Raw genomic sequence first — 13,502 nt, forward strand, 5'->3', positions numbered from 1 at the left:
TAACTTGAAAAAAATACTTAAAGGAGAAAACATGGCATTTATAAAACAAAACATCAAAGGAATAATTCTATGTCTGCTCATCGCTATTCCGGCTTGGTTTTTGGGTAAACTGGTTCCGGTAGTCGGAGGTCCGGTATTTGCAATACTTATGGGAATGGTAATAAATTACGTTATAAAAGACAAATCTTCATATAAGTCGGGAATAACTTTCACATCAAAAAAGATACTTCAATATGCGGTCATACTGCTAGGATTCGGAATGAACTTAACGGATATATTGATGAAAGGAAAACAATCTCTTCCGATAATTATCGCAACCATTACAACTTCACTTGTAATATCATATGTGATATGCAGACTGCTTAAAATACCTTCAAAAATATCTACATTGGTAGGTGTGGGTTCTTCCATATGCGGAGGTTCTGCCATTGCTGCAACGGCACCTGTAATAGATGCAAATGACGAAGAAATCGCTCAGGCTATATCCGTAATATTCTTATTTAATGTAATAGCCGCATTGATATTCCCTGCACTGGGGTCATTTCTTGGATTATCCAACGAAGGGTTCGGCTTATTCGCAGGTACCGCAATAAACGATACATCATCGGTAACTGCGGCTGCCGCAGCATGGGACGGGATACATATGAGCAATACGTTGGAAGCCGCAACAATAGTAAAACTAACAAGAACTCTTGCGATAATTCCCATAACATTAGTACTTGCTTTTGTGAGAACGAGAAAAGAAGAAAAAGCAGAAGGCGGAAATGTAAGTCTTAAAAAAATATTTCCATTCTTTATCTTATATTTCGTTTTAGCGGCTGTTATAACCACTGTGTTCAATCTTTCTCCCGTAATAACAACACCTCTGAAAGAATTAAGTAAATTCTTTATAATCATGGCTATGGCGGCTATAGGGATAAATACAAACATAGTACACCTAATAAAATCAGAAACAAAACCTATTTTTATGGGTGCCTGCTGTTGGGTAGGAATAGCCGGAGTAAGTTTATTAATGCAGAATATACTGGGGATTTGGTAAAATAAACATAAAATAAAAAAGACGCATTTAGCGTCTTTTTTATATATAATCCTTTATAAAATCTTCGAATAATGCCCCTGCTTCTTCTTGAACCTTTAAACAGCCTTTCACAGGATCCATATGATTTGGTCTTATATAATCACAATTAATAGAACCAAATTTTTTAATATAAACATCTACCCATTTCCCAACAATCTCTTTCATTTTCTGGTTGGTAGAAGGTTTATCTTCGGTAAACATAATGCCTATCGCAGCCACTCCGCTTGCAAACGCTCCACATGTTTTTCCTCTTTGGAGCCCAAAACCATATGGCGCAAGCATTTTAATTGCATTATCATCGATATTTAGCTCATATTTTATTTTAAGAGCTTCCATTACAGTTTCACCACAATTCTTGTGATACAGTTGTTTTTCATTTTCAGGCTTTAATTCCGACTCATTTCTAATTTCATCTATTATATTAACAATATCTTTATCTATCATATTTAACTCCTACATTTTTTCGAGAGCACTTACACCTAATATATCGAGAGTGTTTTTAAGAACGTTTCTCGTTGCAGTGACTAAGGCAAGTCTGGCGTTCATTAAATCTTCATCATCTACTATGACTCTGTGTGCATTATAGAAAGAATGGAATGAACCAGCCAAATCCATGGCATACTTGGTAATCTTGCTTGGGTCTAAATCATTGCTTGCTTTTAAGATTTCATCACTGAAATTAGAAATCACTTTAAGTAAGTTTATTTCTTCTTTTTTATTGAGAAGTTCAAGATTTTCTGCTTTAACTTCCTTACCGATATTCCTTATTATACTGCAAATCCTTGCATGAGCATACTGTACATAGAAAACAGGGTTATCACTTGACTGTTTGATTGCAAGGTCAAGGTCAAAATCCATATGGGTATTTGGTTTATTATAATTAAATACAAATCTTGCAGCATCTTTTCCGACTTCACCGACTAAATCAGAAAGTGTATAAATATTTCCTTTTCTCTTTGACATTCTTAAAGCTTCATTGTTTTTAACCAAGTGAACAAGCTGCATTAAAATCACATCAAGTCTGTCTTCGTTTACTCCAAGTGCGACCATTGCCTTTTTAAGTCTTGCAACATGACCATGGTGGTCTGCTCCCCAAACATTTATCGCATAATCAAAATTCCTCTTTACTAACTTATCATAATGATAAGCTATATCCGCAGCATAATAAGTAGGCACTCCGTTTTGTCTTATAAGAACTTCGTCTTTTTCCAGCCCGTACTCGGTTCCCTTAAACCATAACGCACCTTCTTTTTTATATACACTGCCGTCATTTTTCATCTTTGAGATTACGTCATCTATGGCTCCCGAATTATGAAGAGTTCTTTCGCTGAAGAATACATCGTAATCAATTCCGTAATCCTTAAGGTCATTAACCATGTTCGAAACATTTTTATCAAGAGAATATTCTACGAGTTCGGATTGTCTTTCTTCTTCGCTTACATTTAAAAGTTTGTCTCCGTTTTCTTCGATATAGCTCTTGGCAAGGTCTGTGATATCTTCACCTTTATACCCGTCTTCAGGAAATTCGACATCTTTACCCAGCTCCTGTAAATATCTTGCTTCCAAAGACTCACCGAATTTGATTATTTGATTTCCCGCATCATTCAAATAAAATTCCTTTGTAACGTCACAACCTGCCCAAGTAAGGATATTGCTTATAACATCACCTATAGCCCCTCCTCTGGCATTACCTATATGAAGAGGTCCGGTAGGATTTGCACTTACATATTCAACATTTACTCTCTTAGGATTTTCTTCCACTATTTTTCCGTACTTATCTTTTAAAGTGATAACTTTCTTTAATTCGTCATAAAGCCATTTATTATCCAAAGTAAAATTAATGAAACCGGCACCTGCAATAGAAATATCTTTTACATAAGAATTTTTTGTATCGATATTTTTGATTATATTTTCTGCAATAATTCTTGGGTTGCATCTGGCAGCTTTTGCGAGCTGCATAGCAGTATTTACACTAAAATCCCCAAACTTTTCTTCCCTTGGTACTTCGACTCTGATTTGAGGAACATCTTCTTTTTTTATTTCAAGCAGACCCTGTTCGATACATTTATCTATAGCATTATCGACTAATTTAATTATTTCTTTTTCTCTTGTTATTTTCCCGAACATTATTTTCTCCCATATTATTCTTTTATAGTTAATCTATGTTTTATTTCATATCTTTCAAAACCTAAGTCAATCAGTTTTTCAATCAAATCGGAATATCCGATCCCCATGTAATCCCACATTTTAGCATACATACTTATATTTGTAAAACCCGGGAGCGTATTCGCTTCATTCAAATATATGTCTTTGCTGTCTTTATCAAGGAAAAAATCAACCCTTGATAACCCGCTTCCTCCTACGGCTTTAAATGCTTTTACTGCATAAGTCCTTATTTTTTCGATTATCTTATCATCTATTTTTGCAGGAATATCTATCCTGCTTCCATCCCCTGAAAGATATTTAGCTTCATAATCATAAAATTCCTTACATGAAACGATTTCTCCGGGATAAGAAGCTTCGGGGTGAGAATTACCCAGTACAGCAACTTCGATTTCTCTGGCATTTATTCCTTTTTCGACTAATATTTTAGTATCGAACTTAACAGCTTTGAGAAGTGCCTCTTTAAGGCTATCTCTGTCTTTAGCTTTTGATATACCGACACTTGAGCCCATGTTAACGGGCTTTACGAACATTGGATAAGGAAGATTTTCTTCACATCTATCAAGAGTAGCTTCAAGAAGTTTATCCGTTTCTATATCCGTATTAAAAACCAAAACATCGTCTACGACGGGAATACCGACGCTTCTGAATATCCTTTTGGCTATATCTTTATCCATACATACGCTTGAAGCCAAAACTTCACAGCCCACATAAGGTTTATCCATCATTTCAAAAAGACCTTGTATCCTTCCGTCTTCTCCATTTTGCCCATGTAAAACAGGGAAAATAATATCTACGTTATTTATTATATCTCCGTCAAACAATGAAAAATCACTGATCAGATTTTTACTGTCATTTATCCATTCGTTTGTTTTTATTTTTTCTACATCGCCTTTATAAATATAGAATTTACCTTCTAAAGTAATTCCAATCATAGTTATATCAAATTTTTCTTTGTTGATACCGTTTATCACATTATAGGCAGACAAAAGCGAAACGTCATATTCTCCGGATTTGCCTCCGAATACAACGCCTACATTTTTTTTCTCACTCATAAAACGTTCTCCTCTTAAATTATTTTTGTACCGATGCAAGTAAATCTTTCTTTATATCAAATAATTTATCAGAAACATCTACATGATATTCACTTGGATTTATTAGCCTTAAGAATTCCGGCCAGAAAGTACTTCTGGCAACCATATGGTTTTCTCTTATTTCAGAAAGCTTAGGTGAATTATATACTTGTTTTCCATCTACAAATATAGGTTTTAACAATTCTTTTACATGAAAATTTTCAATCGTTCTCTTTTTCCAAGTATGAACAGGATGATATATCGTAAGCGGTTTCGTATCGTCGATTACTTCATCATTTAATGTTATTAAATCCGCGATGGCAACATTCGTAAGATTATCATAAAATCTTAAAACTTTTTTATATCCGGGGTTTGTAATTTTTATTGGATCATTGGAAACTTTGATTTTAGGAGATAATTTTCCGTCTCGCTCTATTGCTGCAAGCTTATATACTCCGCCTAAAGCGCTGGTACCATCGGCAGTAATCATCTTTGTACCAACTCCGTACATACCTATCTTTGCCCCCTGATTTCTAAGGTCTGAGATAATAAACTCATCAAGGTCGTTTGAAGCGCTTATAACAGCACTTTCAAATCCTGCTTCGTCAAACATTTCTCTGGCTTTTACTGATAAGTAAGTAAGATCTCCGCTGTCAAGACGTATACCGTAACTGCCTTTCAGTCTTCCCGCTTCTCTTTCTTCGTTAAATACTTTTATGGCATTTTTGATACCGCTGCCTAAAGTATCGTAAGTATCCGCTAGTAGTATTAGGTTATCGGGATTATACTTTGCATATGCTCTGAAAGCTTCAAGCTCACTGTCAAAGGCCATAATAAAAGCATGAGAAATCGTACCTTTAGATACGGTATCCCATTTATATTCCGCTTCCACATTACTTGTACCTACACATCCGCCTATGATACATGCTCTTGAACCGTAAAGTCCGGCTTCCGTGCCGTGTGCTCTTCTAAGCCCGAAGTCAAGTACAGGTGCATAAGTTCCTGCTGCGGAAACTATCCTCGAAGCCTTTGTTGCAATAAGACTTTGATGATTTATTATTGCAAGTATCGCAGTTTCGATTATCTGTGCTTCTATCAAATTCGTCTTTACTCTAAGTACAGGTTCCGTAGGAAAAAATATTTCTCCTTCTTCCATTGCGTATATTTCACCGCTGAATTTAAATTCTCTTAAATAGTCTAAAAATCCGTCGGTAAGTTCGGGATGATTTTCTTTTAATAAAGCTATATCATCTTCTTCAAATCTTAAATTATTTATATATTCTATTACCTGCTCGAGTCCCGCAAAAACAGAATATCCTCCTTCAAAAGGATTTCTTCTGATAAAGACATCAAAAACAGCTTTTCTATCTTTAAATCCTTTTTCGAAATATACATTACTTACGCTCAACTGATAGAAATCAGTAGCTAATTGAAGTTTCCTTTGTTCTTCCATTTGTTACTCCCAATCATTACTTTTAAATGTTATATTCAATTTATTATTATAACACTTTTTACAGAAAAATCACTAAAAATAGTATATTTTTCCTCATTATACCAATACTTATAATATGTTTAGAGATACTTTAGAAAAAAGAATTAAAATGTTATCTATTTTTATAATATTTCTATTTATATTACTTACAGCTTTTGTAGTAAAAGCATTCATGTTTCAAGACGAGGATAACATAAAAAAACTTGCATCACAATATGAAAAGACCATACAGACTTATTATCCGAGAGGAGCAATACTGGACAGGAACGGCATAAACTTTGCGGATAATTCCGCAAATAAAAAGCTAAATGTAAGTCTACAGAATAATACTTCTTTTAATGTGGGAAAAACCTTCATAGGAAACATAAGAATAAATGAAGATACTACTACAAAAGATGCAGTGGAAGGGCTTAGCGGTCTTGAATTATATTATAATGAACTTCTGAACGGAGGTACACCGATCAATATAATTTCAAGCATAGACGCTACAGGCAGCATAATAAACGAAGAAAATTATACTGCTGTAAATGACCATTTAAATGAAGGCAATACGATAAATACTACTGTGGATTATCATCTTCAAAAATATACCGAAGAATACTTAAAGAAATTTTTAAAGGAAAATAACTTTAAAGGAGGAAGCGTGGTCGTGACCGATGTTAAAACCGGAGAGATATTAACAATGGTCTCAAGCGATGAAACGCTCAATAAAAATGTTTTATCTTATCAGCCGGGAAGCGTATTTAAAATACTTACTTTAGCACAGGCACTTGAAAACAACGCAGTAGACTTAAAAGAGGAATTTAACTGTACGGGAAAGATAAAAATCGACGGAGTAACAAGATATTGTCATGAGGGAGAAGGTCACGGAAAGATAACAGCTCTCGAAGGACTCAGCAAATCATGCAATGAAGTTTTTTACAGACTTGCAAAAAGACTTAACATCAAAGATGATAAAGGAAATATAATTTCAAACAAAGTGATCGATTATGCCAAAGAACTCGGATTTGGAAGTATTAATGATAAAACCAATAAAAACAAAAAATTTATTTTGGAATATGACGATTATTATTCCTTTGTTCCCGATAACATCTATAATAATTTAGATACATTTAACTTAGCTTTGGGACAGGGAAAAGTTCAGGCGACACCTTTAATGTTAAACACCATAATGAGTGCAATAGCAAACGGAGGGATAGGTTATCAGCCATATATAGTTGAAAGTGTAAAAAATACGAGTGAGGATATAGTTGATATAAAACAAAACCAAATATTTGATTTGAAGCTTAAAGAAAGTACGATAAAAAATCTTCAAAAGGCACTTAGAATGGTTTGCGTCGACGGTACTGCAAAAAGTAATTCTATGGATAGCTACGGCGGTATTGCGGGTAAGACGGGAACAGCTGAAAATCATGAAAAAGAATCTCCTCATGCATGGTTTTCCGGATACTTCCCATATAACGACCCTAAATATGCAATGACGGTATTCATTGAAAACGGAGGATACGGTTCCGGACCGGCACTTAAAGTGTTTGATAGTATCGCCCTTGAAATGATGAATATGGAAAATGACAAAGGAATATAAATATACGAAAAAAAGAAGGGATATCCCTTCTTTTTAATCTTCTTTGATACCGGTCATTAAATACATAAGATTTTTAACGGCTTTTACTTTTTTTCTTGAACAAACACTTGTGGCATAATTAGTTTCTTCAGCTATTTTCACCATACTGATTTTTTCTAAATAATTAGATTCAATAATATTCTTATCCATATCTTCAAGTGAATCTAATGCTCTTTCAAAAAAAGAAAGCTCTTTGGAAATCCTGTCTCTTTCAGTCAAGATTTCTTCATCTAAAGAATCCAATTGCTCAAGAAGAGACAACCTTTTCTTTTTATAATTTACATCTTTTAATTTTCGTTCAAAAATCTTATAATTTTCACTCTTTGCCATAAAACCAATCTCCCCTTAAAAATTAAAAAGATCAAGTAAGAATATTAAAGATAAATACTTTTAAATTCCTTATGTATCCCATAAAAAGTTACTTTTTAATCAGGTCCCATTCCCCGTCATATACCCTTTAATATCCCTACTATGAAAAAAAGGATATTTTTATAGTTAAGGCAACTTATTTATCAAAAAACAAATAATAACAAATATAGTCACAATAGTTAAAAAAATATTCTTTTTCTACATAATCCTGTAACTACTATTATATAGAATAATAAGAAAAATACAAGGGTATATTTCCATAATTTTCATACTATTTAATGCGACATTATATTATATTTATGATATATAACATATGCTAATTTGCATATTATGTTATTTAATGTTTTATTTTTAAATAAAACATTAAGAGAGGATTTTTACATCATCACATATTCTTTTAAATAGATTTGATATATTTAATAGTGTTTTTTTATTCGGAGCTTTGAACTTATATTCTCTGTTTTTACCAAGCAGACTGTACATATGTTCATTGGTGTTATTATATACCTTAATAATTATGCCCTCAAGTTCAAGTTTCGAAAGAAGAGATACGATAAGTTTAAGTTCGTCCATATTACAGTTTACTTCGCTTACGAATGTAACATTTACGATCACTTTAGACATACTGAAAGATACCTTTTTCAAATTTTCTATTATAAGTTCATTACTGACACCGGTAAATTTTTTATGTATATCATCATTTACCAAATCCAAATTATATAAAAAATAATCTGTGTAAGGTATCAATTTTTCAAATATCTTATAATCGACAAATCCATCGGTTTCTATAGCGACATTGACATCATTTTCTTTTAAGATTTTAATCACTTCAAGTAAAAAATCCGACTGCATCAAAGGCTCGCCGCCTGAAAAAGTAACGCCGCCACCGCTTGTTTTATAATATTCCATTTCAGGCATTATCCTATCAACCAGTTCTTTTGGAGTTATATATTCACCAATGAGCTCTCTTGCTCCGTTTGGACAAGCTTCTACACATTTACCGCACTTTGTACATTCAAACACCTGATGCTCAGCCTCTGCTACGATCCTTTGGTTACATGCTTCCGTACATTTGTAGCATAATTTACACTTTTCTTTATCAAAAAGCATCTCTATATCATTTTCCTGTGCTTCGGGAAATTCGCACCATGGATATTCAAGAGGTGTACCTTTCATATATACTACAGTCCTAAATCCGGGACCGCACTGAGTGGTATATTTCTCGATCTTATATATTAACCCTTCCATTTTATCTCCTCACAGTATTATATTGATTTAATGACTATTATTCTTATTATCAATATCAATTATTAAACATAAACTATTGTTAAATTCATTATTTTTTTATGATTATATAGCATATTCCATATTATTATAATACATTTCGGGAAAATATCAAATAAATTAGGAAAACTACTTATTTATGGCAAAAAAATGTTTTAAAATATATTCCATTTCAAAAAATCTATTACCGCAACTATAAAGTAATAAATGTCTAAAGTCCATATCATATAAATACCTCACTTTTTCTATAATGTCCAAAATATCTTCATTTCCAGCATTATTTAAATTAAATCCCGCCACTACTTTATTTTTATCAAAAACAGAGATTTTATTTAAAAATGTAAGATATTCTTCTTTTGAAGTATATAAAACATCACTTATAAAATTTGGCAAAACAAATACTTTATTTGCATTTTTATTTATAATTTCTATTATTTCTTCATTATTTGAAATGCCGGAAAATAAATATTCATCGAGAAATATATTCGTTTTTATATTTCTGCTGTTCAATATATCAAAAAGCGAAATCAAATCTACTCCCATTAAATCATAATATAAAGTAACATCATCATAATAAATACTCTCGGTTATATTCTTAGTTATATAATCCGCCAAAAATTCATAAGTATCACATTTTATACTGTTAATAATCAGACCGGTAGATACTTTATCCACATCATGTATCTTCTTTAAATAATAATCCTCTACATACAAAGGATCATCCTTATTCCCTATCCCGTTATATCCAAGAACGGAATTCACATATCTACTTTCCAAATCAGCCTCTATAAAAGCGTTGCTCTTTAAGTTTAAATCTACAAGAGAATATACTTTAATGTCTTTTTTATGTGTATCTATCCTAAGCCTTATACTACCGTCATTAAAACACATAGGATTAATATTCTTTTTATAAATTTCCTCCTTTGAAATATTAAATTTATTTTCTATATCTTCCAAACTTTCTTCCTTTCTTTTAAAATAATAAAAATCATCTATGGGGATTAATACTTTCTGACCTGATTTCATTTTACTGTTCTCATTCATTCGATTTATATTTAAAATACTTTTCTTGCTTACTGAATACAATTTACATAAATCTTCTATATTTTCATTTTCTCTAAGTATATGAACTAACATGTTCCCTCCTAAATAAAAAAGACTACTCATAAATACTTATGAATAGTCTTGGTATTTTATTTAACTTATTTGGTTATGACAGGTCTTCCTCCGCCGAATTCACACCCGCCTTCACAAGGAATGACACAAAGGAAATTATATTCACTTTCACCATCCAAAATTTTCTTAACTTCTTCTTTCGAAGCTTTAAGCCCGTTTACAACAGCGCATTTGATTTCCTTGCCATCGGATAAATCGAATGAAAATTCTTTGATATTTCCTTTATCATTCTTTATTGAAGCTTTTTCTCCAAGTCTTATTATAGCGTATGCAGTGTTTACGCTCAAGAAATAAGGATTGAATACCCCTGTATAATCAAGGTTATCAAGAGGTTTGTTATCAGCCTTGTTTAAATCGATACCGCTTGTTTTTATCAGTTTTGCAAGCTGTCTTGTGGTTATTGAAATATCTATCCCCGATGTCTCATTGGTTTCAGGGAGAAAAGCAGTGCAGTTCTCAACTCTGGTTAAATGAACATCTTTATCTATATTCCTGTCAAGATAACCTTCTTTAAACCTAGTATTTATATCTTTCCTTATTTTAGAAAGATTGACAAAAAGATCATCAGCTTCAGGGTAAACATCTTCTATTTCTCTACGTATACCCGATGAACAAGAATAAATCAACGGCTTTCCTTCAAGCATATTCTCCTTAAGTAAATATGCAACGGCATTCATTTCCTTTATTAAATACTCTTCATAATCTATTACTTCGGAAAATCCCAGCTTGTTTAAAACATCTACGACCTTTGCCTTCATAAGAGCATTATCTACCCCTACACCTTCAGCTAAAGTTTCATATGTACCATGTGATAATAAGCAGATATTATAATATGTATCTTCACCCAGTAAATCGTATATTTCTTCCGTAGTACCTCTTTCAATCAAAGCCCCCGTAGGACAAACCGTTATACACTGCCCGCATCCTATACAGTCGCTGTGAATGATAGGTATATTAAAAGGAGTAGCAACAGTAGTTTCTTCGCTTCTGTTAATAAGGGAAATGGCTGAAGCACCTACTTTATCACTGCACATACTTACACATCTATTGCATTTTATGCACTTGCTTAAATCTCTCGTAACAGCACTGAAACTGTTATCTATTCCCTTTTCGAACTCTACTTCGAATTCACCGGGACCTGTGAGATATTTATTTGCCATAGTCTGAAGTTTGCAGTTCCCGCTTTTTTCACATGTCGTACACTCACAGTTATGATTGGCAAGAGTAAGTTCAAGAATTGTCTTTCTTATATTTCTAAGTCTTTTTGTGTGAGTCTTTACTTCCATTCCTTCAGAAGCATGTGTTACACATGCTGGAAGCAACTTCCCGCCCACATCTACCATACACATCCTGCATGACGCAGGTCTGTTTAAATCTTTTAAATAGCAAAGTGTAGGGATTTCGATCTTTGCTTTTTTTGCAGCCTCTAAAATCGTCGTACCTTCCTTTACTTTTACTTCTATATTATCAACAGTTAAATTAATCACTTTTATTCCTCCCTCTTAAGTGCATTCTTAAATTCTTGTGAAAAATTTGTATATGCACTGATAAACGGAATGATTTGAGCTTTTCCGCTGCCGCATAAAGAAGCGTCAAGGGCATTTACTATTCTTACATAATTTTTAAGATCTGTTAAAGTACCTTGTTTTATCTTAAATCTATCCATTATTTTCTTAAGTTGTCTGTTACCTTCTCTGCATGGAACGCATTTACCGCAGCATTCGTGAAAGAAAAAATCTTCAACGACAGATAAATAATCAATTACGCTGTCATCTTCGTCAGCTACTACTATAGCTCCCGAACCGATATTTCCTTTGACCTTTTTCATACCGCTGTAAGTATAAGGGATATTTAATTTTTCATATGGGACGATTACTCCGCTCGCCCCTCCGATTTGCACAAATTTAGCTTTTTTACCGCCTTTTATACCGCCTGCGATTTTTATTATATTTTGTACTGTAGTACCGAATTCAACTTCGTAAACCCCGGGATGTTTGACTTTTCCGCTTACACATACCATTTTTGTCCCCGGACAATCTTCCACTCCGTATTTGAGTACGGTCTTAAAACCGTTTTGCATCATAGTCGCTATGACACTTACGGTTTCGACATTTATAACAAGAGTAGGTTTATTATGAAGCCCGCATTCTTTTACATAAGGAGGTTTACTCCTAGGTCTTCCGCTCTTGCCTTCGATACTTTCACACATGGCAAAGCCTTCACCGCATACATAAGACCCGCCTCCGGAAAATAAAGATAAGTCAAAATCAAAACCGCTTGATAGAATATCCTCACCCAAAAAGCCTTTGTCATAAACCTGCTTAATTGCAAATTCGATGTCTTTATGCATGAAAGTATATTCTTCTCTTACATATATATAGCCTTTATTTGCTCCCGCACAAAATGCAGAGATTATTATACCTTCTATAACCTTATATATCCCGTTTTGAAGAAGATATTTATCTTTAAATGTACCCGGTTCACCCTCGTCGGCATTACATAATATATATCTGTCTCCGTTTCCTTTGGCTTCTCTTGCCTGAGTAAGTTTTCTTCCTGTAGGATAATTTGCACCGCCTCTTCCCTGAAGTCCACTATCTGAAACATCTTTAACTGTTTTTTCATATCCTTGGAGTATTGATTTTTTAAGCCCTTTGAAACCGCCTCTTTTTATGTATTCATCTATATTAAAACCGTCGTAGGTACCATAATCTTTCGTGATATATTTTACCGTTCCCATTACTTAGCCCCCTTAAGCTTTGCTATCAAAGCCTTTATTTTTTCTTCATTCAATCTTCCAACCACATTATCATTCACTCTTACCGCGGGAGCTACATCACATGCACCGAAACAAGGCACAAGTTCAAGAGTAAACAGCCCGTCTTCTGTGGTTTCGCCTTCTTTTATTCCAAGTTCTCTTTCAAAAATTTCTTTTATTTTGTCTTTTCCGTTTAAACTGCATGCTGTCGCATTACAAAGACCAAGAATATATTTTCCTCTTTTTTTTGTACTTAAAGCGTCAAAATAAGTAACGACTTCGGAAACCTTACTCAAAGGGATTTGCATTTCATCCGCTATATATTTTGCAATATCAAAATTTATAAATTTCCCCGGGATTTGTCTTTGTATCTTTAGAACTATCTGCAGTAAATCAGATGGATTATTGTCATAATATTCAATGATATTTTTACATACCTTCTTAATTTCTTCTGGTAACTTCAAAATAGTATACCTCCTAGTATA

The 13,502-nt window shown here is 33.3% G+C and carries 12 protein-coding genes; 2 read left to right on the forward strand and 10 right to left on the reverse strand.

What is annotated here, in order from left to right:
- Positions 1–31: 31 nt before the first annotated feature.
- Positions 32–1,039: a YeiH family protein gene (locus ANASTE_RS04830; protein ID WP_039945143.1), complete on the forward strand. Its 1,008-nt coding sequence runs from the start codon at positions 32–34 to the stop codon at positions 1,037–1,039.
- A 39-nt stretch (positions 1,040–1,078) separates the two neighbouring features.
- On the opposite strand, the gene ANASTE_RS04835 is transcribed toward ANASTE_RS04830, so the two are convergent.
- Genes ANASTE_RS04835 through ANASTE_RS04850 form a run of 4 tightly spaced genes read right to left on the reverse strand, consistent with a single transcriptional unit; the run spans position 1,079 to position 5,767 of the window.
- Positions 1,079–1,522: a C-GCAxxG-C-C family protein gene (locus ANASTE_RS04835; protein ID WP_007049850.1), complete on the reverse strand. Its 444-nt coding sequence runs from the start codon at positions 1,520–1,522 to the stop codon at positions 1,079–1,081.
- 9 nt (positions 1,523–1,531) lie between these two features.
- Positions 1,532–3,205 (reverse strand): arginine--tRNA ligase, encoded by a 1,674-nt coding sequence (gene argS, locus ANASTE_RS04840; RefSeq protein WP_007049851.1) that lies wholly within the window; start codon positions 3,203–3,205, stop codon positions 1,532–1,534.
- Positions 3,206–3,219: 14 nt separating this feature from the next.
- Positions 3,220–4,296 (reverse strand): D-alanine--D-alanine ligase family protein, encoded by a 1,077-nt coding sequence (locus ANASTE_RS04845; protein WP_007049852.1) that lies wholly within the window; start codon positions 4,294–4,296, stop codon positions 3,220–3,222.
- Positions 4,297–4,315: 19 nt separating this feature from the next.
- Entirely contained in the window at positions 4,316–5,767 is a 1,452-nt protein-coding gene (locus ANASTE_RS04850) for a nicotinate phosphoribosyltransferase (protein ID WP_007049853.1), read from the reverse strand.
- Positions 5,768–5,882: 115 nt separating this feature from the next.
- Between ANASTE_RS04850 and ANASTE_RS04855 the strand changes: the two genes are divergently transcribed.
- On the forward strand, positions 5,883–7,391 hold the full coding sequence (locus ANASTE_RS04855) for a peptidoglycan D,D-transpeptidase FtsI family protein (protein ID WP_007049854.1): 1,509 nt from the start codon (positions 5,883–5,885) through the stop codon (positions 7,389–7,391).
- 33 nt (positions 7,392–7,424) lie between these two features.
- Here the strand turns inward: ANASTE_RS04855 and ANASTE_RS04860 are convergent, their stop codons facing one another.
- The 6 genes from ANASTE_RS04860 to ANASTE_RS04885 form a co-directional block, all read right to left on the reverse strand.
- Positions 7,425–7,760, reverse strand: coding sequence for a hypothetical protein (locus ANASTE_RS04860; RefSeq protein WP_007049855.1), 336 nt, complete (start codon positions 7,758–7,760; stop codon positions 7,425–7,427).
- Positions 7,761–8,162: 402 nt separating this feature from the next.
- A complete protein-coding gene (locus ANASTE_RS04865; RefSeq protein ID WP_007049856.1) occupies positions 8,163–9,047 on the reverse strand; it encodes a glycyl-radical enzyme activating protein in 885 nt (294 codons plus the stop codon).
- A 165-nt stretch (positions 9,048–9,212) separates the two neighbouring features.
- Complete coding sequence (locus ANASTE_RS04870; RefSeq protein WP_039945147.1) at positions 9,213–10,220, reverse strand: LysM peptidoglycan-binding domain-containing protein; 1,008 nt, start codon at positions 10,218–10,220, stop codon at positions 9,213–9,215.
- Positions 10,221–10,285: 65 nt separating this feature from the next.
- Entirely contained in the window at positions 10,286–11,746 is a 1,461-nt protein-coding gene (locus ANASTE_RS04875; protein WP_007049858.1) for a [Fe-Fe] hydrogenase large subunit C-terminal domain-containing protein, read from the reverse strand.
- Between the two features lie 2 nt (positions 11,747–11,748).
- Entirely contained in the window at positions 11,749–12,999 is a 1,251-nt protein-coding gene (locus ANASTE_RS04880) for an NADH-ubiquinone oxidoreductase-F iron-sulfur binding region domain-containing protein (protein WP_007049859.1), read from the reverse strand.
- Positions 12,999–13,481, reverse strand: a complete 483-nt coding sequence (locus ANASTE_RS04885) for an NADH-quinone oxidoreductase subunit NuoE family protein (protein ID WP_007049860.1) — start codon at positions 13,479–13,481, stop codon at positions 12,999–13,001. Before ANASTE_RS04885 ends, ANASTE_RS04880 begins: the two co-directional genes overlap by 1 nt.
- Positions 13,482–13,502 lie beyond the last annotated feature (21 nt).

It is taken from the genome of Anaerofustis stercorihominis DSM 17244 (genome assembly GCF_000154825.1).
In the GTDB taxonomy this organism is placed as follows: domain Bacteria; phylum Bacillota; class Clostridia; order Eubacteriales; family Anaerofustaceae; genus Anaerofustis; species Anaerofustis stercorihominis.